This window comes from Ezakiella coagulans (assembly GCF_003096635.1).
Taxonomy (GTDB): Bacteria; Bacillota; Clostridia; order Tissierellales; family Peptoniphilaceae; genus Ezakiella; species Ezakiella coagulans.
Map to the genome: position 1 here is coordinate 1 of NZ_QEKV01000013.1, position 24,651 is coordinate 24,651.

Here is a 24,651-nt window from a genome sequence, read left to right on the forward strand (position 1 = left end):
TATGCACCTCCTTACTTGTGGTTTCTATTTTTAGTATAGGATGTTTTGCGTATAAGTGCAATTTTTTTACATAAAAATATCTATGGAGGGTTTTACTCCCCCATAGATATTATAGAGCCATAAGAAAAAAGGAACCGGTTATAACCGGTTCCTTAATCTCTCTAATGTTTTTCAACCCATTCAATAATCTTTTCGAGCATTACTGCAAGTTCTTCTCTTGTGAATTCACTTGTCGGGTTATATTTTTCCGTTGTTTCTCCCTCAATTAATCCGATTTTTGCCATTGCGATGATAGCATCTCTGCTCCATGTTGGCAATTTGTCGAGATCTTTGTAGGATATTTCTTTTATTTCTTTCATTTGGATTCCACGGATTTTTAGGAATCTGTCAACTATGATTGCAAGTTCTTGACGTGTTACGAGATTGTTTGCCTTAAATGTGCCATATTCATATCCCTTGATGAGACCTTGTGATTGTGCCCATTTTACTGCTTCTGCAAACCAATCTTTGTCTTTTACGTCTTTGAAGTTTTGAACAGTGTTAGTTGTTTGGTCTTTTGAGAGTCTTTTTAGTACTGTTGCAACCATTGCTCTTGTGATTGGGAGTTCTCCTTCAAATTTTCCGTTGTCCATTCCTTTTAATACACCACGTGAGACAATGTTCATGATTGAACCTGCTTTTTCGTTTTCCGGCAGATCTGCGAATGTTGCTGCAATTGTTGGTGCTGTTTCAACTATTCCGTAGTCTTTCTTTTCTTCAACAGGTTTTACTGTTTCAGTAGGTTTTGTTGTTTCTACCGGTTTGTTTGTTTCTGCCGGTTTGGTTGTGTCTTTTACGATGTCTTTTGTCGGTGTTACCGGTTTGTTCGGTTTTGGTCTATATGGTCTGTGTGGTACTGATGGTTCTTCAGGAGTTGGAGTTGGGGTCGGTAGAGCCGGCTCGATTATGACTTTTTCCCAATCTGCAACCAGTGTGATGTTTTTTGTAACAGGTAATCTGAAGTTGTAAGTGACACTATCAAGTTTCCAACCTTTAAATCTATATCCGCTTCTTGAAGGTGCTAACGGTTCAATTGCTATTTCACCTTTATATACGGTTTGAGACGGAACAATTTTATCAGTTCCTGTTACAAAGCTTACAGTATATTTTTCATTTTCAACAAGTTTTCCATAAACAGTTATAGATTTTTCAATCGATTTTTCAAAGTCAAACTTTTCTTCAAATGCAGCATCTTTAAACCATCCGTCAAAATGGAAATGTTCCTTTTCCGGCATTTCGAAAGGCTCTACTTTTTCACCTGCATTAACTGCAACAGAGTGAATAATCTTATTGTCAACTATGAATATTACATCGTATTGAACATTTTCAAGTTCCATAATGTCAGAAATCTTGAGGTTCAAATCCGAAGTTCTGATTTCGATTTCTTCAAAACTTGCATTTTCATCTTCATAAGTTTCTATTGCCTTTAAAAGCGAATCATCAAATGCTTTTTTCATTTCTTCTGACGCGTTTTTATACTTTTCGCCGTTCTTAATCTTTTCGCCCTTATCAATAACTTCTTTCAAAAGACTTTTGTCAAGTGCGATTATTTCAACTTTCACACCGTCACTCATCTTCATACTGTGTTGTTGTTGATAAACAAGTATTACGTCGTCTTTTTTCAGTTCATCGAGTGCAATTGAGAACTTTCCGTCTTCATTTACACGACCCGCTGAAATGAGATCCGTTATTTCTTCCTCATTCACAGTATAGAATATATTTGCACCTTTTATACCTTCACCGCTTATAAATTTATCGTTTACAAATGCTTTATTAACCGTTGGGACATCTGTTTTTTCTTCAGGAATAACGTCACCACTCAATGCATTATAAGTTTTATTAATCTCGTCTTCAGCGTTTTTTACTTCTTCTTCAGTCTTTGTTTTAGCATTCAAAATTTCACTTGCCTTTGCAATTGCAAATTGATATGCATCTTTTTCTTCACTCTTTGCATCAATAAATTTTTTCGAAGCCATAACCTCATTAAACTTGTCAACAAGTTCTTGAAGTGCTGTTGTGTCAACAGGTTTTACCCCATTTAATTTGTTTATCGAAAGTTTGATTTCTTTGATAGCATTTTTAAGTTCATCTTCTGTCGCATCGCTCTTTTTTAAAATATCTTCACCCGCTTGAACAGCCTTATCATATTTCGCTATGTTTTCAGGATCCGCATATTTATATTTGTCGCTATTATTTACATTATTCTCATCGTCAATCAAATCTTTTAATTGTTTCTTGAGTCCGTCATTCGAAGCTTTCTTAAGCACAAGTTTAAACACATGCTCACTATTCTTATTTTCCTTTGTCAATTCAAAATCCGCTTTAATGGTTGAGCCGTACAAATCGTACTTTTCAGCACTATTCCATCCGTTGTCAAGCTTTATATTGTGTTTTCCAAGTTTAACTTCTTTGACCTCATTACTTTTAATTATTATTCTTCCATCAATCGTTGCCGTCAATTCTTTTTCAAACGGTGTTTCTATTCCTCCATCAACTTCAACAAGCGTAAACTTTACAGTTCCCATTTCATAAACAGTATTGTCTATTACATCAAAACTTAAATCTACATATCCACTTTCATTAGGATCGATCAGAATCGGCATTGACTTTGAGAATATGAACTCATAGGTTGTTTTTCCGCGAACTTCACCTTCGAACTTATAGTTGCCTTTTCCTAAAGTTGTAGTCCATTTTGTTGTTGAGAACCAACCGCCATCGTCATATTTAAGCTTTTCTTTGTCTCCTGTTTCAAGATTTGTTACATATAAATCTATATCTTCATTTTTAACTCCTGCGGTATCCCCCGGTTTTATAGTTACCTCTGTACGCGGAATCTTTTTAAATGGTACCTCAATTTTAACATCTTTATTCGCTTCACTAACTTCAAAAGAAATTTCCTTTTCTCCCTCAAGAGTGTATTCTTCATCTTTATATGAAATAACTATTAATTTATATTTTCCAAATTTAATCTTATCGAAATTTTTGACTTCTTTTCCATTTTCGTTAACCACCTTAAATTCCATGCCCGGTGATCTATAATCATTTGACTTTCCTGAGACTTTTAGCGTTCCATAAAGTTCAGGAGAAATTGTATATTCGGCATTATACTGTTCCCCATTATAACCCATGTCAAAAACGTCAATCTTTACATCTGAAAGCTCTACATCTTCAGGAACTTCAAAAGATAATTTTGAGAATTTAAACTCATAATCAAGAATTCTATCACCTGCACTAACAACTATGTCTCTTAATTCCGTTTCATTTTCAACAATTTTCATGCTGTATATGCGAGTTCCTTCATCATAAGACATGTCAGTAACTTTTGGAGCAGTTTTATCAATATAAAAAACTATATCCTTCGAAACTTCAGGATAATATTCTCCGACACCTTTAAATGCCTTTCCATAAATCCTTAAGGTGTATTTTCCTTCTTCGAGTTTTCTTACAGAAAGTGCTCTCAATGCATAGAATCCAATTGCACCGTATGCTCCGTCAGGATCGTCAGGTACATCCGAAATATTTGAAGGATGGTCACCTAAAGAACTCTTAAGCACCACTGCATTTTTCTCATTTAAAATTTCCGCTCTAAAGCTTCCACCCCTTGTTGCGACAATATATGGATTAAATTCATCATATTTACCGTCAACATTAGGTGAAATAACAATATCCTCAAAAATCGGACTCGGTTCTTTTTCCGTATTCTTATTCTTGTCTATCTCATCGAAATTTTTAATTCCGGCGATAACATACTTTTTAAGTCCCGGATTTTCAGTATCCAATCCAAAATTTGTCTCTATATGTGTTGAAAATCTAAACCATGGTCTAGTACTTGTCTTAATATTCCAATACATTGGCTTTTCTTCGTTGAAATCAAAATCATACACCGGCTTTTCAATCGATGGTATTGTTTCATATTCACCCCTAAATGAAACAAACGGGAATGATATTTCCATATCGTTTTGATCTCTTAGATGAATAAATCCGTCTATAAAAGCACCATTTTTAAAATCAGATATTTTATCCAAATTTTGTAAAGGAATATTTAATACAATATCTTTTTCTTGACCCGGTTCAAGTTCAAATATATCGTTTTCAAGAGTTTCGGTAAAAAGTTCTTCCGGTCTTCTCTTCATAACCTTTTTGTCCCTTGCTTCAATTGTAGCTTGAATTGAAGGAGTGATTTTCTTTCTTTTGCTTGACCAGTTTTTAACTGTCAAATTAAGTGTAAGCGAATCCTTGACATTCCCTACAAATTTTGATGGAACTCTCGTGTCTGTATCGACAACTGTGAAATCAATCGAAAGTGCTTCTTTGACATTAAGCATACCTGCTCCTTGTCGTCTCGGCGATGTGACGGCACCCGTTTTAATATCGTTGTGCGGCACAGCTGAGTTCATTAAAATAATCTTTGTGAGCTCCGCCTTGCTCTTTGCTGACTTGAACAAATCTTCGTTAAGTCTTTTTCTTAAAACCCCGATTGCTCCTGTTACATGCGGCGTTGCCATAGACGTACCACTCATATCTCCAAATGTATTGCCCATTGTTTGTGTCGAGTAAATATGACCGCCCGGTGCAGAAATATCCGGCTTCATATAGCCGCCTGATGTAAGACCCCAGTTCGAAAATGCACTGAACTCACCATAGACTGGATTTTCTACTTCTCTCTCTTTCATATCAATGTGAATAGTTTTCTTGCTTGATTCTATCATCTTTTCCCCAGTTGAAAGTTCAACCAAAATCGCTGGAATCGGATGGTTGTCAATAAGCATAGAAAGCATACCCTTAACATTGTTATAAACAATTACCCCGATTGCTCCTGCATCAGCAGCATTTAAAATCTTTTCGTTGAAAGAAATCGTTCCACGTTTTACAAGTGCAATCTTGCCTGAAACATCTTTACCATCAAAATCTGAAGTCTTTCCTATACCACATTCGACATATTCATAGTCACCCGCAGAATACTTAGCATCGCCAGCAGCACTGAAAATATAATTCCTTCCATTTAGAGTAACAAAAGCAGCGTTCATCATCTTATTTTCAAGAGATGCAACTGTAATCGCATTTCTTACATTTCCCGGAGTTGCAATAGTCCCGAAATCCGGAGTGTCAATATTTAAATTTCCTTGATACTCCCCTTCATTTCCGGCAGCAATAATGAAATTCGTATCCTTGGCATAACCATTGTCAACAATTTCTCTTACCTTGCCTTCTGTGCTTTCGCCGACGGCTTTTCTTCCACCCAAACTCATATTAACGGCATCGGCATCCATAGCTATAGCATCTGTCATAGCTCTTGAATACACCCAACCGGATGTGGAGCCTTTTGACATAACATTCATCATAAGAAGCTGGGCTTCCGGTGCAACGCCCCTCCACAACTTATTACCTATTGCCACCTTATTTCCTGCAACGGTACCACTTACGTGTTGACCGTGTGCTTCCTTTTCTTTTTCCGAATTCAAATCATAACTGTTTGTTTGATAATTCCATCCGAAAGGAACCTTTGACGACCTGAATAACTCACTAGCTTTGCCCTTAACAGAAAACCCTTCTGCACTAATATAATTTTCAATATCCTTAATTGAAAGTCTCGGCTTCGTCCCTAATGAAAGATAAAATGCCTCGTGTGTAGGATCCATATTCCCATCAATAATCGCAAGCACACTACCTTCTCCATTGTACTTGTTTAAAAGATCGGTATTGTTTCCAATCATATCATTTGACGAAATCATCATGCTCTTTTCAACTCTCGGCTCTGACCAATCTTTGAAAAGCATCTCACTGCTTCCTATACCACGAGCAGCTTCGAGCTCTTCATTTTTATAAATTTTCTTGATAAAATCCAAGTTCTCCAAAAGTTTCTTTTCATCTGAAGTAGCCTTAATAAGAAAACTTGGTAAGTATAAATAAATTCTATCAATGATTTCAATATCCTTTGATACCTTATTTATTTCTTCTTCGTATAATTTAAAAACCTCTTCCGCTATAGTCTTAGCCGTCTTTAAATCTCTATGTGTAAGTGCCTCTCTATAATTTGAATTAGATAAATCAACATTCAAATCAACAATATATTCCTCTCGTTGAACAGCGTTCGTATTTTGCGAAATAAAAACACTCTCTTGAACATCGTTCGAGTTTGCTGAAATAAATAATCCCGCAAATACATTTAAAGCTAAAAATAATGCTACGAGAAATGCTAAACGTTTACTATTCATATAGATAACCTCCTTAATTGTCCACAAAACTCGTTTAAATAATCCCCCCCTTAAAACTACAAAGATATCAAGTGAATAATCACATCGTGGACTTTATACCTTTATCCAACTAAATTATACCATTAATTGCTACATTTGTCAATATGTTTTCGTTATATATCTTCGTTATTTCACAGGACCTATTTGTCTTAATAAAGAGTTAACTTAAAAATTTCTGTTATGATATATTTAATTAATCATTTTTATTGAAATAAAAAATTAAAATATTGTTTTATTCGTCAATTCTTTTTGCTAAATAATATCAAACTAATGTTAGTATGTGAAAGTTAAAATATGTCGGAATACTTGTAATTTAGATTTTACCGACATTATATATTTTTATATGTAAATATTAAGGCATTGTGTGGATAGATTGAAACGTGCTTTACGTAGTTTTAAAAATATTATGTAGACATTTGCAAGGTGTTGTCACAAAGGTCGATAAGTCAGTTTTATTTATTGCTAAATGGAATCAACCACAATCATGTCTTTACTACTATCCCATTCGTTGGGATAGTGAAACAACGCTACGACTGTGCTTGCAACATCATATATTCTAAAATCTTTATGCCAAAATATCCGAAAATCTTCGACCGTAATTTTCTAATATGATTTTACACAAAAAAAGAACCGGCATTTACCGGTTCATATGTTACACAAATTTGCGAGCATATTTTGATGAGATGCACCGTAAACTCAATTTTTGATTGCGAAGGTGTGCTCATTTGCACTCCGAGCAATCAAATAATTGAAGTTTGCAAGCAGGTCGCAAAATAGGTCGCAAATCAAGCGTTTATCGCGAAAAGGACCGCAAATAGATATTTAAAAGCACCTGAGGAATCAGGTGCCTATAAGTTCTATAAATTTTTTCCGTCATACAGATGGCAAGCCACAAAGTGTTCAGGTTTAACTTCACGTAGACGTGGGTTTTCCTTTCTACAGATGTCCATGCATTTCGGGCAACGGCCTGCAAATTTACATCCCGGTGGAACGTTAATCGGAGACGGAACTTCGCCTTCGATTCTGATTCTCTTATTTTGTCTGCCGACATGTGGATCCGGAACAGGTATTGCAGAGATCAATGCTTGTGTGTATGGGTGCAAGCTGTCTTCGTAGATCATGTCCGCTTGAGCAAGTTCTGCAACGCTTCCAAGATACATTACAGCGATTCTGTCACTGATGTGTTTTACCATTGAAAGGTCGTGAGATATGAACATGTATGTTAATCCCATTTCGTTTTGCAATTTGTTCAAGAGGTTTACGATTTGAGCTTGAATTGATACGTCAAGAGCCGAAATCGGTTCGTCGCAAACGATAAATTCAGGTTCAACAGCAAGGCTTCTTGCGATACCTACACGTTGTCTTTGTCCCCCTGAAAGTTCGTGCGGGAAACGAGCTCCGTGTTCTTTATTAAGTCCGACAATGTTTAAGAGTCTGTCAATCTTATTTTGTCTTTCTTCTTCAGTCATTTTGAAGTGGACATCCATACCTTCAGCAATAATACTTCCGATAGTCATTCTCGGGTCAAGTGATGCGTACGGGTCTTGGAATATATATTGAGCTTTCTTTTTGAAGTCGAATCTTTCTTTTTTATTCATTGAGTGAATATCTTTACCTTCATAAAGAACTTGTCCTTTTGTTGCATCATACATTCCAAGGACAGTTCTTCCGCATGTTGTTTTACCGCATCCTGATTCTCCAACTACTCCGAATGTTTCTCCTTTGTAGATATTGAATGTGACATCATCAACTGCTTTAAGGACTAGGTTTCTGCCAACATTAAAGTGTTTGCTCAAATCTTTTACTTCTATTAATACGTTTTTCTTATCCATTAATATCCACCTTCTCTCATATCTTGCCAATCAATATTTCCGGCATATTCATGTTCAAGCCAGCACCATGAGCGGTGTGTATCTGAGTGGTGTGTGCATTGTGGTGCAATTTTTTTACAAATTTCCATCGCACGTGAACATCTCGGTGCAAATGGGCATCCATGAAGTGGAAGAAGTAGATCCGGAGGTGTTCCTCCAAGGGCTCTAAGTTCTTCGTTCTTTTGGTGAACTTTCGGAACTGAGTTTAGAAGTGCCCAAGTGTATGGGTGACGTGATTCGTAGAATATTTCGTCTGTAGTTCCTTCTTCAATTATGCTTCCGGCATACATTACTTGAATTCTGTCTGCAAAGTTTGCAACAACACCCAAATCGTGTGTAACAAGTATAACAGCAGTGTGCATTTGTTCCTTAAGTTCTTTTATAAGGTCAAGGATTTGTGCTTGAATTGTTACGTCAAGAGCTGTTGTCGGTTCGTCTGCGATAAGAAGTTCCGGTGAGCATGAAAGAGCCATAGCAATCATAACTCTTTGTCTCATTCCACCTGAAAGTTCATGTGGATAACTTTTTAAACGTTTTTCAGGTTCAGGAATTTGAACCATGTCAAGGAGTCTTACAGCTTCTTTCTTTGCGTCAGCTTTTGAAAGATTCCTATGAATTTTAAGAGCTTCTGTAATTTGGAAGCCGATTGTTAAAACAGGGTTTAAACTTGTCATCGGGTCTTGGAAAATCATTGCAATTTCTCCACCGCGAAGTTGTGTAAGTCTCTTTCCCTTCATATCCATGACGTTTTCACCGTCATACATTATTTTACTATCTTTTTTTATTTCTGATGAATCCTTTGGAAGTATTCTCATAAGAGCTTTTGCAGTAACTGATTTACCGCATCCGGATTCACCTACAAATGCCAATGTTTCCCCTTTGTTTAAGTGGAAGTTAAGCCCTCTGACAGCTTTTACTTCACCCGCGTAAGTATGAAACGAAACGCTGAGATTTTGAACATCGAGCAAAAGTTTTGAATCATTATTCTTTGTTTTATTCTCCATATTTCTCTCTACTTTCTTAACTTCGGATCAAGTGCGTCACGAAGACCGTCACCCAATAGTGTAAATGATAACATTGTTAGAGCAATCATAAGTGTCGGGAAGAACAATTGATATGGGTAGAACATCATTTGTGTTTGTGCTTCCGAAGACATAATACCCCATGATACATCAGGTGGTTGAAGTCCGATACCCATGTATGAAAGGAATGCTTCAGAGAAGATGAATCCCGGAATATCAAATGTAAGTCCAACAATAACGATTGCAAGTACGTTAGGAATTATGTGTCTGATAATAACTTTCCAAGTCGGAACACCGAGTGTTCTTGCAGCAAGTACGTATTCTTCATTTTTAACAGAAAGTACTTGACCACGAACCATACGGCTGGTTCCGGTCCAGCTGGTAAGTGAGAGTGCAAGGAGTATTGATCCCAAGTTTGTCTTATTGAGCCACAAGCAGACGAGGATAACAATAAGAAGATATGGTAAACATGATATAATTTCAACTATTCTCATCATAATGTTATCGACTTTTCCGCCTACAAGTCCTGCAATTGAACCGTATGCAACACCGACTATCATTGCTATGAATGCACAGACAAGACCGATTACGATAGAAACTCTACCACCAACCCAAACACGTGTAAATATATCACGTCCTGCAGTGTCGGTTCCGAACCAATATGTTCCGTTCGGTGAAATATTTAGTGCTTGTGCATTTTGTTCTTTAAAAGAAAATTTATTAAAGTGTGGACCTGCAATAACCATGAATACCAGAAGAATTATGATTCCGATTGATAGCATTGCAGCTCTGTTCATTTTTAATCTGCGCCAAACGTCTTCCCAGAAAGTGATTATAGGTCTAGCGATTTTTTCAGCTTCTATATCGTCTCTTGGAATTCTTTTAAACATTTCAGGCGTTATATTAAGATTTGTATCTTTTATTTCTTTTTCCATATGGTCCTCCTATTCTGCCAACTTGATTCTCGGATCAAGGAATCCATATACTATATCAACGATAAGTTGTGATAAAACAAATAAAAATCCGAATAAAACTGTAGTTGAAATGATGAACGGGTAGTCTCTGCTTCCGATGGAGCTTACTAAGAATTGACCTAATCCCGGTATATTAAATATTTTTTCAATAATAAATGAACCGGCAAAAACCCCTGTAATTTGTGGTCCTAAAATTGTAACAGCCGGAATCATAGCATTTTTTAATATGTGCTTGAAAAGAATTCCCATTTCGGTAACACCTTTTGCACGAGCTGTTAATACATAGTCCGAATTTATAACTTCAAGTACTGATGAACGCATATATCTTGCGTATGTTGCAATTGTACCGAAAGACAGTGCCGTAATAGGCATAACAAAGCTCTTCCAGTTTCCTTTTCTATATGTTATAGGGAACCATTTGAGTTTTGCTCCAAAGAAATATTGTAGCAAACTTGCCATAACGAATGATGGAATCGTTACCCCCAAAATAGCAATTGTAATAACTAAGAAGTCAGGCCATTTTCCTCTGTTGAGTGCGGCAATAAATCCAAATGCAACACCGATTGTAAAGCCAAAAAATATTGAAATAAGTCCTAATTTTCCACTGACAGGTGCAGTCTTTGCTATTGTCTTTGAGATTTGTTGACCAGGGTAGATAATTGATTCTCCGAAGTCTCCTTTTAATGCATTCTTAACAAAAAGCGCATATTGTGTTGAAACCGGTTTGTCAAGTCCGTACTTTTTATTGTAGTTTGCAAGAACTTGTTCAGGTAAGTTCTTACGTGCTCTTGTTGCCAACGGATTTCCAGGTACTGAGTGCATCATCCAGAAAGTCGCGGCAGAAACCACAATTATTGACAAAACCATAAACGCTACACGCTTAAGCATATATCTTGTCATATTTCCTCCTTTATGTAGGATTATAGGGAAAAGTCCGTGTAATAAACACAGACCCCTCCCAAAACCTATTTATTTATAGCTATTTAGCTATTATTTTACTATTTGTCTCTTCCTGCTGTATAAAGTACTTGGAATCCCATTGTTGCGAAGTAGTTGTTTCTTGCTCCCTTTACATAGTTTCTTCTGAATACGTTTGAAACTGCGTGGTTAATTGGAACTAATGCTGCATCTTCATAGATAAGAACTCTTTCAGCTTCGTGTAGGAGTTCTCCTCTCTTCTTTGCATCAAGTGTTACTCTTGCTTCTTCGAGGAGTTTGTCAAACTTTTCGTTTGTCCAAGCTGTTGGATAAGCACGTGTCTTTGAGTAGTTTGTTTCGAGGAAGTTTGATGGGTCGTTGAAGTCTGCACCCCATGCGAGCCATGCGATATCGTAGTCATTAGCTTTTAGACGGTTTGTGAAGTCGTTCCATTCGTGGTTTGAAGCTTCAACTTTGCATCCGAGAGCTTTTTCAACTTGTTGTTGGAATCCTTCGATTGCGATACGTCCTTCATTTGAAATATCTGAACCCATTAATCTGATTGTTACAGTTGCAGGGTCTTTTCCTAATTCTTTGCATCCTTCTTCAAATAATGCTTTAGGATCTTTGATTTCGTTCTTAAGATCGAGAGCTGGTCCTTCGCCTTCTTTGTTGAATTCTTCACCTTGAACTCTTACTGTCGGTGGAACAAATGCATAAGCTGCAACAGGATTTCCGTTCCAAGCTGTTTCAATGATTTGTTCTCTGTCGATTACAGCTGCGATAGCTCTTGTAATCTTTGTATTAGCAACGTTTGAACCTTCGTTGAAGTTCATGAGCCAGTAACCTGTCCATGGGTTCAAGTTTGTTACTCTTGTGTATTCACCTGTTTCAGCAAGTTGTGCTTGCCATTTAGGGTCACCAACACCTGCAAAATCAAGTTCGCCTGTCAATAAAGCGTTGTTGATTGTGTTAGGGTCGTTTAAGATTTGAGCGTTAACTTTTTGAAGTTTAACATTTGCTGCGTTCCAGAAATCTTCGTTCTTTTCATAGACGATTTCGTTGTTGATTGTCATATCAGCAATCTTGAAAGGTCCACATACAGGGATGTTTTCAACTTCAGATGAACCGTATTGGTCGCCTAAAGCTTCAACCATGTCTTGTCTTTGTGGGAAATAAACTCTTTGTGTAACAGTGTCCAAATAGTATGGGCATTCGTTTTCAAGAGTAACTTTTAATGTGTAATCATCCGGTGTTTCAACTCCGAGTTCTTCAACAGGTTTTTCACCTTTGTTAACAGCTTCACCGTTCTTTACAAGATATACGAGGTTTGCAAATGGGCAAGCTGTTTCAGGAGTTGCTGAACGACGAATTGCATAAGCATAGTCTTGTGCATTTAAATCTTTGCCGTCACTCCATTTCATTCCTTGTCTGATGTGGAATGTGTATTCGAGTCCGTCAGCACTTACTTCCCAACTTTCTGCACCTGCTGGTACATAAACTGAACCGCCGTTTTCATCTTCGTCTACACGAATAAGTGGTTCAAGTGTGTTGATAAGTACACCGTTACCATACATATCGTCGCCTGTTGCAGGGTCGAATGTGTTTGGCCATGAACCGATGAATGTGTTGATGAATTGATCTTCATCAGCTTCTGCATCAGCTGTTTCTGTTTTATCAGCATCAGCTTTGTCATCAGTTGTTTCTTTTTGATCATCTTTTTGATCATCTTTTTGATCATCTTTTTGATCTGTTGTTTCTGTGTCAGTTGTTTTATCTGACTCTTTTCCAGTATCTTTTCCGCATCCTGCGAGTACACTAAGTGCAAGGATTGCAGCAATTAATACTGCTAAAAATTTTTTGGACATTTATATGTTCCTCCTTTTTATTTTGAGGGTTATACCCCCATCAAGTAGTAATTATATAACAAAATGCAATTGATGTCAAGAATCGGAATCATTTTAGTGACCCCGATCACGTGACGCAAATTACACGTTTGTACCGTTTATTAATAAATTTTAACTTATTCGTAAGCTTTTAGTGAACTTACCATATCTATTGACTTCAGTCTCTTCCTTACAATAAACTCTACAACGAATGTGAAGAAGAAACTTATTAGTGCCGAGTACATATACGGTCTGAATGATATGATTGTGTTTAAAATTATATTGTCCGGCGGAAGGATCTCCGCAACTGCAATTAGCATTCCCCATCCCACGAGGAACCCGACAAGTATGCCTATAACCGTCAATATATAAGTTTCCCGGTAAACGTACTCGGAAAGTTCTTTGTTTGTAAAACCCAAGACTTTAATTGTCGAAAGTTCTCTTTTTCTTTCTTCTATATTAATGTTCGATAGATTATATAGAACAACCATCGCAAGAATCGAGGAGCAGATGATGATTATATAAACAACCGCCGCAACTGATGCCGTCCAGTTATCTATAGCCATTTTGCCCTCCGTGAAATCGACAACGCTCAAAATGGATTTATTCTTTCTCAAACCCGCAATGAGCTCATCTTTTTTCGACTCGTCATTTAATTTGATATAGTACGAATTGGTTTCATATTTTTTGTTAAAAGTTTCTTCGTAAGTCTTTTTTGTCATGAATACAAAGTGACCAATATAGTTATCCACAACTCCGTCAGGTTTAATTCTCGTTTCTACAAGGTCCGAATCGCGAAGCTCAATGTCTGTTTTATCCTTTGGCCTGATTTCATCAAGCTTCTTTGTAATCATTATGCCGTCAAGGTTGTAATGTCTATCTTTTTTGAATTGCTTTTCTACAAATAAGTCGATATATTCTGTAAATTCTTTTTCATTTTCCGGAACCACAAGCACGACTTGTTGATCACGTCCGTTTTGATTTTCGTATGTGAAACTTTGAGTGTATGCGTTCATATACCCCTTCACGTTATCACTTTTTAAGAATTTTACATAATCATCTTTTCCTTCATCTCCAAGCATTTCGTCGGTTACAATTTGAAAATCGTATTTCATAATCTTATCAAACTGACGGGATTCAATTCCTCCGAGTGCTTCTCTCAAGCTGAAGCCAAGGAATAAAAGACCCGTGCAACCTGCAATGCCGAAGATTGTCATAAACATTCTCGATTTATATCTGAAAACATTTCTCATTGTTACTTTGCCGATAAAACCAAGTCTGTTCCAAATAAATTTAATTCTTTCAATAAGCATCTTTTTAACTTTTTTCGGTGGTTTCGGTCGCATAAGAGATGCCGCATTCTCTCTCAATGATGATAATACAACGCTCAAAGTTGCAACCATGTTTACCATAACTCCGAAAAGTATCGCGACTATATTTATAAACGGATTTACAATTCCGGTCAGTTCTTTTATAACAAAACTTGCTGAGTATGCGTGATAGATTATTTTCGGAAGAAGTATCGAGCCAAATGTCGCGCCTATGATACCGCCGACAAGACTTGAAATAAGGCCGTACGAAATATATTTCATCGAGATGCTTGCTGTCGAAAATCCAAGTGCTTTATATGTGCCGATTTCAATTCTCTTTTCTTCGACCATTCTTGTCATTGTGGTGAGCGAGACAAGGATTGCGACAAAGAAGAAGAAGAGTGGGAAAATCCAGCTGACCACGTCGAGCTTGTGTGATGAATCGATCATAAAGAACAAACTGTCGTTGTCCTTTCTCGTTTCAACTTTGAACTTCGGCTCTTTCAACTTGTCGATCATTTCCTTTGCGTCATTTATTTTCTTTTCGCCGTCATCTAGAGTTTTGAGGACTTCCTCTTTTTTTGAAATGAATTTTTCGTTGTTTTCGTTGTATTTCTTTTCTCCATCTTGGAGCTCGACTTTCGCCTTTCGAATTTTTTCATTTGCATCTTTGAGCTCGCGATTCAAAGTTGTTCTGCCGTCTGCAAGGTCCAGTTCAGCTTTTTTCAGCTTGTCCTTGTTTTTGTCAATTTCATCTTTACCTTTTTCGAGTTCTTTTTTCGCGTCTTCCAACTTTTCTTTATTACTATTTAACTCTACCTCAGCCGCTTCTATCTTCGAAAGACCTTCTTCTATTTTATTTTTATTTATTTCAAGCTCAGTTTCCTTTGACTTAACTTCTTCTAAACCTGCTGTAGCCTCATCTTTTTTCTTTAAAACCTCAGCAAGCTTGTAGTCTTCCTCAACATGTGAAAGATTTGCTTCAGTTTTCTTTTGAATTGCATCGTTTAATTGTGATTCAATTCCTTCGATCTCGGCAAGTGCACCTTCAAGCTTTGTCTTGTTTTCCGTAATTGCAAGAAGACCTGCTGCAACTTTTTCCTTGTTTTCAGTGAGTTCTTGTTTCTTTTCTTGAAGACCGCTATTTTTTACAGCGTCGTTGTATTTTTGAAGGCCGTCATCATATTCTTTTTTGCCCGTTAAATACTTATCTTCTGCATCTTTGAGTTTCTTTTTGCCGTCTTCAATTTCCTTTGCTCCGTCCGCCAATTTTTTATTCGCATCCGCCGTCTTTGTTTTAAGTTCATTTTCAGCATCCGCCAATTTCTTTTTGCCATCCTCGAGCTTTTTCTTTGCGTCGGCAAGCTTGTCTTCAGCGTCTTTTAGTTCTTTTCTACCGTTTCTTATATCCTTTGACGCATCATCTATTTTCTTCTGATTCTTATTTTTTAGCTCTGCGAACTTGATGCTTGCTCTCGGTTCCAAAATTTCAATCGCATCACTTTTTTTCACAGATGTAATGTTTTCGTATTTGTCGGAATCCGAATTCACTCCCTCGGTGTTTTTGAATGTATATTTTACAAATGAAAATACATCCTTGTCGAAGTTTTCTTTCGTGACATAAGCAACAGTCTCGATTGTCCCCGTTGAAATTTCCGAAACACCTTTGTTTGCTTGAATAAGATAATCGGTGGAAATAACCTTGCCAACAACTGTGAACTCATATGTCTTCAAATCATTTCTGTCTTTGTCTTCCTTTAGCTTATCCGACTCTCTTTCGAACTTTATCTTTTGTCCGATTTTAATTCCGTCTGTTTTCGGAGTGAATTCAATTGCAATTTCCCCGAATTTTTCCGGAAGTCTGCCTACCTTTATCTCCGGCGCCGAAATTTTATCTGAAAGACTCGACACTCTAAAGTTGATTTTTTCATGACCTAAACTTATATCGGTGTAATATCCCGTCTCCATCTCCTTTATGCCCTTGATATTTCTGAGTGCTTCCATATCTTCTTCATTTATACCTACCGGACTGGAAATACGTAAGTCATACATTTTTTGATCTACAATATGGTGCTCGATGCTGTCACGCATCTTCGGTCCCGTTACCTTTAGGCCAACAAGAATAAACACTCCGAGTGCAGTCATAATAAGAATCGAAAGAAATCTTTTCCACGTATTTGAGATTTCTCTTAAAATATCCTTTAGATGAGCATTTTTTAATCGACTTTTGTTCTTGGTGCCGCCTCTTAACTTTTTATCATCTTTTTTTGAAGTATCCATATTTTTTACCATTCTATAGTATCAATACTTACCGGATTTTTATTAACAGTTATATTTCTCGTCTTTGCGTCCCAAATTTCTATAACTCTGTCCGCAATCGGGGTTATTGCTGTGTTATGCGTTATGATTACAACTGTCGTACCCCATTCTCTTGACATGTCTTGCAGCAGTTTCAAAACAGATTTACCTGTGTGATAATCAAGTGCACCTGTCGGTTCATCGCAAAGAAGAATTGCCGGTTTTTTCGATAATGCACGTGCAATTGCGACTCTTTGTTGCTCTCCACCGGAAAGCTCTGACGGGAAATTGTTCATTCTGCCTTCAAGACCTACGGATTTCAAAATTTCTTCTGCCGGTATCGAGTCTTTTGCAATTTGGCTTGCGAGCTCTACATTTTCCTTCGCCGAAAGATTTGTGACAAGATTATAAAATTGAAATACAAATCCAATTTTATATCTTCTATAATTTGTAAGTTCCTTGTCGGTGGCGTTTGAAATGTCCACACCGTCAACAATAATCTGTCCGCTGTCCGCCCGGTCCATTCCGCCTAAAATATTTAAAACCGTCGACTTCCCTGCACCTGAAGGTCCGACAATAACAGCCAACTCACCCTTTTCTATACCGAAAGAAATGTGATCATTCGCATAAATCTTGCTCTCACCCTTTCCGTATGTCTTTACTATATCTTTTACTTCAGCAAACATTTTATTGCCTCCAAATTATCTTTTGTACTTTATCCCCGGTGCCGCAACATATTCCATTGCCGAACCGATAATATCATGAAGTCCCATCCTTGCGTAAACTCCATTGAACTCTTCCATATAACAGAAAAGTCCAATCATATTACGCCTCTTAGTCAAGCTGAACTTGTCGCCGTCAACCTTTAAATAAGGAAGCTCCTTCGGTGTAACGAACTCTTGATAAATATAATCCGTATTGAAATTTTCTTTTGCCGTCTTTATGAATTCCTCTTCACTCATGCTTCTTCCGGTGTAAACACCTCTTGCAGCATTTAAATCAGTCGGCTTAAAAATATATTTATCCTTATTTTTTACAATTTTCTCAAAAAATTGCTCGTCGCCTTCAAAGCGTGCAGTGAATGGAATGTGTTTTTTTACAAACTCATTCTCTTCTTCTGTTAAAATCTTTTTCGTTTCATCCATGTGAACAACGCTGAAAAACACTTTATTGTGAACAACCTGACTTCTAAAAGAGCCGACATAAACCGCAGCGTCATTTAAATATGCCTCAATAAAAGCAGCCGAATCGTCTCGTCTTCTCATTAAATCACTCATAACAACGCGTCTGTAGACAAGATCGATCTCCTCGCCATCAGCGATCAACTTGTTCTTTTCTCTATCATAATCCAAATTTGAAATATCTTCAATAATGCATTTTATTCCATTTTTTTCAAAATGATCTTTAAACATCAAAAACTCGTCCGGTGTGCCGGTATCGTTGAAGTCTGCAATCAAAACATTCTTTGGCATTATGCCCTTTATATCTTTGTAAAGTGAGATTATTTTCTTTACCCAAGTGTCAAAAAGTTCATATCTCGAAAAATTCCAATTTAAATCTTCGAAAATCTTAGACTCCAAAAGAAGGCTTGCAATCGCATAGTCCTCGAGCATCGCAGAAGTACCGTCAGTATTTATCTCACAAAATCCGAAATCCTCATATCCGTTGTAAAAAATGTCAAACCTCGACATCGGAACCGGCATACTATAGCCTGGGTCATGTAAAATTAGTTTTTCTACAAAATCGTCATAATTGAAAAGCTTTCTGTAGCTCTCTTCTTCGACATATTTCTTCGTGACCTTCTTTACAATCGACATGGTATCCTTTGCAATTCGCTTGAACGCTTCCTCATCCTTATCAGAAATCAAAAGCGGCTGATATTCAAACGGAATCGGCTTTCCTTTATACAAAAACTTCCTCTTTATGCATTCTTCCAAAAGACGCTTGTAATCCGAAACATACTCGTCTTTTGACATTGCCGCATCCAAATAATCTTTTAAATCTTTATCACTATACATATAATCCCCTCAATCCTAACATCCTGTCTTCAAATCCTTCATTGGAGTGTGCGGAACCGTTTTAACTCTGTTTATCTCAATCGCTTCTTTTACATTATAAGTTCTGTTATAAATCTCAAGCTGTTTGTTTCTTAAAGTATTTCCTTCCATCAAAGGCACAATCTTTTGAAGTGCCTTTCTATCATAATCATTCACATCAAGTGCCGAAAGAATCTCCTCTCCCCATCTTGAAATCTTCTTGCCCATTAACTTTGCTTGCGGACCCTTCTTATATATTTCTTCTCTTGAACGCAAATGTTCCTTGTAAGTCATATCTCCCAAAAGATTCCACATGCGATCAAGATTGTCGTCGTTGTAAAAAATATTATTTATAAGTGCAACCGCCCCGACATTATATGGCCATGGAAGCGAATCTATCATCCTTATCTCAATGAATTTCTTCGTTCGAACGTCAAAAAACACCATAGTTAAAAGATGTTCCAGCTTTTCTAAATCGAAATCATCACCGATTGCCTCGCCGATTGTTCCGTCAAAACGCTTAAACTCACCTTGTTCCAAAGTGAAAATCGCATCGGTTGCAAGAAATTTATTCGCATAATCCTTGTAAGAAAAGTCCGGTCTGAACGCACGTTCCAAAACTCCTGTCCTTGCCGGATCAGTATTTTCCCAAATCTTAGCACGATATGCATAAATATCCAAAGGACGATTTTCTTTGAATGCCACATTGTCAAAAAGAGTATATAAAATATTTGTAAGCCTTGTTGCCATACCGTATTTTCTGGAATAATCTTTCTCATTGTGAAAATCGATCGAACATTGTAGACTCGTCGTTCCCTTCATCATAAGGTGACTTAATTTCCCATGCTTTTTGAAATAATCAAACATAGCATAATATCTTTCTTTAGGGAGAATCTCGTAGTCTTCAATTCTGCTCACCGGTTGAAACGGAACAGTGTAAAGCCCGTTTCCATATTTATCAATCTCCGGAAGAATTAAATCATAAAAATCTAAAATTCCGGCTTCAATAGTCTTAACACACCTCTTTTGTTTTGAAGAAAACTCGATTTGTCCGCCCGGCTCAGTCGAAATGCTGAACTCACCCTTTTTGCACGACAAAATTTTGCCCTCTTCTATGTGTGGTTCAAAACCTTGATTCTTCACCAAATCATTAAAAATATCCTGAGTTCCGCCATTGTCAAAATAACCGACCGCCCTTCCGTCTTCTTTTAAAATTAAGTGCTCGCATTCAACTCCGAGATTTTCTTCAGTCTCCGGCTTCTCGCCGCTCTCTATATAATTTATAACAAAATCTAGTTTATCCATAAAATCTCCTTACAAAATTAAAATATTTTTAAAAAAAGCTTGACAAAATAAATTTCTTATGCTACAATTAAAAATGTTGGTTGAAGAAATTCATACCTACCTAATATATGCCCATTTGATTGCGATTTTAAGCGGCATAACGTGTTAGAAATAAAAAATATGCGGATGTGGCGGAACTGGCAGACGCGCATGGTTGAGGGCCATGTGTTTCACGACGTGGGGGTTCAAATCCCTTCATCCGCACCAAAACAAAAGCTTCGGCATGTGCCGGAGCTTTTTTCGTGTTTATAAAAAATAAAAGTGTTTATAAAGTGTTTATAAGATTTTATTTTTACATATTTAAGAAGATTAGCGGTAAAATTTTGAAGACACACAACGATTGGTGGGGTAGTTTTTTTTGAGATTTGATTTAGATATTTTCTAAACACAACGTTGTTGGTGGATATACATATTTTATATGCACAAAAATGGGCGGGAGGACATCGTTGTTCCTATCGTCACAACGTATGCCGTCCCGCTACGGCGGTGTTTGCTATTTTATACAAAATTATTCGCAAAAAACCAGCGATTACCGGTTCCCATACAAACACCGCAATTTGCGATGATAATTTGATGAGAAACGGTTAGATGGAGTGTTTTTGGAGTGAGGCGTACTGACAGGTACGTCGCAACGACTAAAACACGAAATCAACCGTTTATCGCAAATTAGCGCGCAAATTATTTATTTTATTTTGCGGGCTCTTATAACCGCCGCCGTCCCCTCTCCCATCGGCACTTTCGAAAAGCTACCGAAGAGTTCGAGGTCTTTAAAGCCAATTTTTATCATTGTGTCGGCGAGTTTATATGGGTCGATTGGAAGGAGTTCCACTTCGTTGATGTAGTGTTTATCTTTATAGTTTATGAGAGTTTTAAATCCTATTTTCATATCACGACGATAGTATTCGCGAACAAAAGTATAGTCGTCTCCTTTTATTGTCGGGAGGTCTCCAAGATGCTCTCCTTCGATTGCATCATTTCTCCAAAATCTGTTAAAGTTGATATTTTGAATTACGATAACTCCATCATTTTTAAGTTTTTGATATGCTTTTTCAAGAAATGTTATAACTTCATCCATGCTATTTAGATGTGGAATGGAGTTTCCTACAGAGTATATGAAGTCATAGTCACCATGAAGTTCATCAATTTTTAGCATGTCTAAAACTTCTGCATCAAGTCCATTTTCTATTGCTTCTTCAATCATCGATGGTTCCATGTCAAGACCCACCACGTTGTATCCTCTTTCAACAAGTGCTTTTCCTTCTTTTCCATCTCCACAGGCAACATCAAGCACGTCGATGCCTCCGGATTTTTTTGCTGATTCAATTAAAAATTCGATTTTCTTTTCACTTAGTGGGAATAGTTTGCTATATATTTCTGCTATTTCATTGTAAAATTTCGACATAGTGTCCTCCTTTTGTTTCACTGCGTTAATATCATTTCAGTTATATTATACCCAAATATCACATAGTTATTTACGCTGTATTAAATTTGAGTTGCAATAGGGATGGCGGTAGGACACACAATGATGTGTGGATTTGGAATGTGATAAAAGGTTTGGGTTCGATATTTTATAAACGCAGCGTTGTTGGTAATAATACATATTCCATATACACAAAATTGGGCGCGAGGATTCACAGAACCGTCGCGCTACGGCGGTGTTTTCCGTTTTATACAAAATAACCGCAAATACTATCACCCACAATTTGCGAGGAATTTTCGATGAGAAACGCTTAGATGAAAAATTTTAGGAGTGAGGCATATTACAAAATATGTCGCAACGACTAAAATTTTGAATCAAGTGTTTATCGCGAAAAGGCCCGCAAATATTCTCACCAATTTGCGAGGAATTTTCAATGAGAACCACTTAGATGAAAAATTTTAGGAGTGAGGCATATTGCAAAATATGTCGCAACGACTAAAATTTTGAATCAAGTGTTTATCGCGAAAATGACCGCAAATTTAGGCTTGTTATATTTGAGTTACTGATTTTATTGTGGTAAGATATATTTAAGGGGGTTTTATTATCTCAAAACTATCTAATAAATTTTTCAGATTCGTTATTCCGTCGATTGGAGCAATGGTTGTTTTTTCACTCTATTCAATGGTTGACGGTTTTTTTGTAGCGAAATATGTAGGCGAAAATGCACTCTCTGCGGTAAATATCAGCATGCCTTTTATAAATCTGGTATTTGCACTCGGTATTATCGCAGCCGTCGGAAGCCAAACGCTTTGTGGAGTTTTTATCGGAAAAAAAGACTATTTAAAAGCAAACAAAATCTTTAGTTTTAATATAATGACCGTTTCAATCCTGTCACTTATTTTAACATTTTTATTTTATATTTTCAGAGAAAAAATTGCTGTTTTTCTTGGAGCGACCGGTGAGCTTTTCCCGTATGTAATGGATTATTTCGGTAACATTATTTACTTTGTTCCATTTTTTATGATTTCATATAATATGGAAATTCTCGTTAAGGTCGACGGTTTTCCAAGGCTTGCAATGAAAACAGTTTTAACATGCGGCATTTCAAATGTCGCACTCGATTATCTTCTCGTCGGTGTTCTCGGTTGGGGCATCAAGGGTGCAGCGATTGCAACCGGCATTTCTCAACTGATTTCAACTATTGTTTATCTGATTCACTTCACAGTCGGCAAATCAAACTTGGAATTCGTTGAGGTTAAATTCAATTTCGAAACTTTAAAGAATATTTTCGTTCTCGGCATCGGAGATTTTGTTTCCGAAGTCGGCGTCGGTGTAATTATATTTTTATACAATTTATTTATTATAAAGTTTTTAGGCACCGATGAGATTGCGACATTCACTGTCATATCCTATTTAAACCAATTGGTTCTCATGGTGTTTTCAGGTATTACCCAAGGCATTCAGCCGCTTTTAAGTTATTATTACGGTCAAAAGGATTTCAAGTCATGCAAGAAGATTTTTAAAAAAGCACTTGTCATGGTCATGGCAACTGCGATAATTTTCTTTTTGATTTTCCATCTTTATTCGAACAATATTTTCGGACTTTTCCTCGGTGAACAGCCTGAGCAAATAAGCTATTCAGTGACGGCGATGATGAAGTTTACCTATTCGTTCTTTATTGCGGGATTCAATGTTTTAATCGCTGCAATTTGCGTTTCGTTTATAATGCCTAAATATTCTATTCTAATAAATGTTTTCCGCTCGATTCTTTTTATTGCACTCGCACTTTTTGTGACGACGAAAATCAATCCGGAATATATTTGGTTCTCATCGCTCATTTCCGAAGCACTGACATTTATTTTTGCTATAATTTTTTATCTAAGCTTGAAAGCAAGGAATAGGCGCATGGCAAAAAAACTCCAAAAACAAAAACAACCGGGGCAAATTTAACCCCGGTTTTATTCTTTATCCCATATTTTCCATTTTTTCATTTCATTTTTCACAAGTGATTTTTCGTCGTTTGAGTCATAATAGTCTCTAAGTTTTCTTAAAAAAATTTCTTTCCCTTCAGGAAATTTCGCCTGTAGTGGAATCGGATTCGTCTTGTGCGTAGCTTTAATTATTGTGTCCATATTTAGATTTTCAATTATATAAATTTCTTCTTCCAAAATTTCCTTGACGCTCATTCGAATAAAACTTTTATTTCTTACATAATCTTTGAGCGGTGCACGTTTAAAAATGACAGTAGTTACAAACACAACCTCGAACGGGTGTATCTCGTTTAAAAGCTTTGCCGTTTCGCATCTGTGGCTCATAGTCATATTTCTCCCACCGAGCCCCAACATAAAATATACTGAATATTTTATTCCAAGTCGGTCGAGCTTTCTTGTTGCAAGGATGCTGTCTTGTGCCGTATGTCCTTTTTTGTGAAACGCCAGTACTTCGTCGGAGCCGCTTTCGAGTCCAAGACAAAGTCTGTCCATGCCGAGCTCTTTTAGTTTCAAAAGCTCCTCGTCACTTTTTCTTAAAACGTCGGTCGCACGTGCGAACATCGAAATATATTCCACTTCGAAATATTTGTGAATGAGTTTAAACACGGATATTAAATGATCCGTTGAAACACAAAGCGGATTTCCCTCAAGGAGTGTGAACTTTTTCGGCAGGCGATTAGTTTTTTGAAGCTCTGTCTTTCTTTCATTCAAAAAATTTTCGACCTCGTCGAGTTTGAAGATGTGAAATTTCTGCTTATAGTTCAGATCGCAATAAATACATTTCTTGAATGAGCAACCGGCGGTCACCGGCACCATTTCGTTGTGCATTTCAGGCATCGGCGTGTACATATATTTCGGATAAAACTTGTCCACAAAATCACTCCTTTGATTATATTATAACACAAAGGCAAAAATTATAAAAAAATATCTATGAGATTTCTCCCATAGATATCTAAACTATTCTTCGCCACCCGGATTTGTGTGTTCTTGAAGCATCATATTGGCAAGCTGTATCAATCGAACAGCTGTTTGGAATTGTTCTCCTATAACATCGTATGCCCCATCTTCAGAAAGGATTCCTGCTGAAATATCTTCCGGCAATTCTCCGTTATTCAACGCTTCAAAATCATCAAACCAAGCTTCAGAACTATAATATGCACTAAACTTCGCATAGTCCTTTTGATGTGCTTCAAGTTTGTCCAAAACTTTATTCACTTCCTCGAGAAGTGCTTCATGATCATTCATGATTTTTTCCATTTTTTCAATATTTTTAATTCTATCCATTTTT

At 36.9% G+C, this 24,651-nt stretch carries 14 protein-coding genes and 1 tRNA gene; 2 read left to right on the forward strand and 13 right to left on the reverse strand.

Annotated features, from left to right (window positions below; all coding sequences use genetic code 11):
* Window positions 1-161: 161 nt before the first annotated feature.
* The 10 genes from C7381_RS07985 to C7381_RS08030 all read right to left on the reverse strand — a co-directional run bounded on the left by C7381_RS07985 (window position 162) and on the right by C7381_RS08030 (window position 19,913).
* Window positions 162-6,254, reverse strand: coding sequence for a S8 family serine peptidase (locus tag C7381_RS07985; RefSeq protein ID WP_116480553.1), 6,093 nt, complete (start codon window positions 6,252-6,254; stop codon window positions 162-164).
* 896 nt (window positions 6,255-7,150) lie between these two features.
* Window positions 7,151-8,125, reverse strand: a complete 975-nt coding sequence (locus C7381_RS07990) for an ABC transporter ATP-binding protein (RefSeq protein ID WP_034548259.1) — start codon at window positions 8,123-8,125, stop codon at window positions 7,151-7,153.
* Entirely contained in the window at window positions 8,125-9,168 is a 1,044-nt protein-coding gene (locus C7381_RS07995; RefSeq protein ID WP_052085531.1) for an ABC transporter ATP-binding protein, read from the reverse strand. The genes C7381_RS07990 and C7381_RS07995 overlap by 1 nt, the downstream gene beginning before the upstream one ends.
* 8 nt (window positions 9,169-9,176) lie before the next feature.
* Window positions 9,177-10,121 (reverse strand): ABC transporter permease, encoded by a 945-nt coding sequence (locus C7381_RS08000; RefSeq protein ID WP_116480554.1) that lies wholly within the window; start codon window positions 10,119-10,121, stop codon window positions 9,177-9,179.
* Window positions 10,122-10,130: 9 nt separating this feature from the next.
* Window positions 10,131-11,060, reverse strand: a complete 930-nt coding sequence (locus C7381_RS08005; protein ID WP_116480555.1) for an ABC transporter permease — start codon at window positions 11,058-11,060, stop codon at window positions 10,131-10,133.
* 98 nt (window positions 11,061-11,158) lie between these two features.
* Window positions 11,159-12,946, reverse strand: a complete 1,788-nt coding sequence (locus C7381_RS08010) for a peptide ABC transporter substrate-binding protein (protein WP_116480556.1) — start codon at window positions 12,944-12,946, stop codon at window positions 11,159-11,161.
* A gap of 155 nt (window positions 12,947-13,101) precedes the next feature.
* On the reverse strand, window positions 13,102-16,554 hold the full coding sequence (locus C7381_RS08015; RefSeq protein WP_165803643.1) for an ABC transporter permease: 3,453 nt from the start codon (window positions 16,552-16,554) through the stop codon (window positions 13,102-13,104).
* A 5-nt stretch (window positions 16,555-16,559) separates the two neighbouring features.
* Window positions 16,560-17,258 carry an ABC transporter ATP-binding protein gene (locus C7381_RS08020; RefSeq protein WP_116480558.1) on the reverse strand — a complete coding sequence of 233 codons (699 nt, stop codon included), beginning with the start codon at window positions 17,256-17,258 and terminating at the stop codon, window positions 16,560-16,562.
* Between the two features lie 15 nt (window positions 17,259-17,273).
* The gene (locus C7381_RS08025; protein ID WP_116480559.1) at window positions 17,274-18,590 is read right to left on the reverse strand and encodes a glutathionylspermidine synthase family protein; all 1,317 of its coding nucleotides are present in this window, start codon (window positions 18,588-18,590) and stop codon (window positions 17,274-17,276) included.
* Window positions 18,591-18,605: 15 nt separating this feature from the next.
* A complete protein-coding gene (locus C7381_RS08030; protein ID WP_116480560.1) occupies window positions 18,606-19,913 on the reverse strand; it encodes a glutamate-cysteine ligase family protein in 1,308 nt (435 codons plus the stop codon).
* A gap of 161 nt (window positions 19,914-20,074) precedes the next feature.
* Between C7381_RS08030 and C7381_RS08035 the strand changes: the two genes are divergently transcribed.
* Window positions 20,075-20,159: transfer RNA gene (locus C7381_RS08035), tRNA-Leu, on the forward strand.
* 475 nt (window positions 20,160-20,634) lie between these two features.
* Here C7381_RS08035 and C7381_RS08040 read toward each other — a convergent pair.
* The gene (locus C7381_RS08040; RefSeq protein ID WP_116480561.1) at window positions 20,635-21,354 is read right to left on the reverse strand and encodes a class I SAM-dependent methyltransferase; all 720 of its coding nucleotides are present in this window, start codon (window positions 21,352-21,354) and stop codon (window positions 20,635-20,637) included.
* 666 nt (window positions 21,355-22,020) lie between these two features.
* Between C7381_RS08040 and C7381_RS08045 the strand changes: the two genes are divergently transcribed.
* A complete protein-coding gene (locus C7381_RS08045) occupies window positions 22,021-23,322 on the forward strand; it encodes an MATE family efflux transporter (RefSeq protein ID WP_281261758.1) in 1,302 nt (433 codons plus the stop codon).
* A gap of 8 nt (window positions 23,323-23,330) precedes the next feature.
* Here C7381_RS08045 and C7381_RS08050 read toward each other — a convergent pair whose 3' ends face one another.
* Window positions 23,331-24,236, reverse strand: coding sequence for a radical SAM protein (locus C7381_RS08050; RefSeq protein ID WP_116480563.1), 906 nt, complete (start codon window positions 24,234-24,236; stop codon window positions 23,331-23,333).
* Between the two features lie 84 nt (window positions 24,237-24,320).
* Window positions 24,321-24,647 carry a DUF4298 domain-containing protein gene (locus tag C7381_RS08055; RefSeq protein WP_034548076.1) on the reverse strand — a complete coding sequence of 109 codons (327 nt, stop codon included), beginning with the start codon at window positions 24,645-24,647 and terminating at the stop codon, window positions 24,321-24,323.
* Between the last annotated feature and the right edge of the window lie 4 nt (window positions 24,648-24,651).

Coding starts and splice junctions, on each gene's coding strand:
- C7381_RS07995 (WP_052085531.1), bottom strand. CDS start 9,168: ATGGAGAATAAAACAAAGAATAATGATTCAAAACTTTTGCTCGATGTT.
- C7381_RS08000 (WP_116480554.1), bottom strand. CDS start 10,121: ATGGAAAAAGAAATAAAAGATACAAATCTTAATATAACGCCTGAAATG.
- C7381_RS08025 (WP_116480559.1), bottom strand. CDS start 18,590: ATGTATAGTGATAAAGATTTAAAAGATTATTTGGATGCGGCAATGTCA.
- C7381_RS08015 (WP_165803643.1), bottom strand. CDS start 16,554: ATGGATACTTCAAAAAAAGATGATAAAAAGTTAAGAGGCGGCACCAAG.
- C7381_RS08020 (WP_116480558.1), bottom strand. CDS start 17,258: ATGTTTGCTGAAGTAAAAGATATAGTAAAGACATACGGAAAGGGTGAG.
- C7381_RS08010 (WP_116480556.1), bottom strand. CDS start 12,946: ATGTCCAAAAAATTTTTAGCAGTATTAATTGCTGCAATCCTTGCACTT.
- C7381_RS08030 (WP_116480560.1), bottom strand. CDS start 19,913: ATGGATAAACTAGATTTTGTTATAAATTATATAGAGAGCGGCGAGAAG.
- C7381_RS08055 (WP_034548076.1), bottom strand. CDS start 24,647: ATGGATAGAATTAAAAATATTGAAAAAATGGAAAAAATCATGAATGAT.
- C7381_RS08005 (WP_116480555.1), bottom strand. CDS start 11,060: ATGACAAGATATATGCTTAAGCGTGTAGCGTTTATGGTTTTGTCAATA.
- C7381_RS07985 (WP_116480553.1), bottom strand. CDS start 6,254: ATGAATAGTAAACGTTTAGCATTTCTCGTAGCATTATTTTTAGCTTTA.
- C7381_RS08040 (WP_116480561.1), bottom strand. CDS start 21,354: ATGTCGAAATTTTACAATGAAATAGCAGAAATATATAGCAAACTATTC.
- C7381_RS07990 (WP_034548259.1), bottom strand. CDS start 8,125: ATGGATAAGAAAAACGTATTAATAGAAGTAAAAGATTTGAGCAAACAC.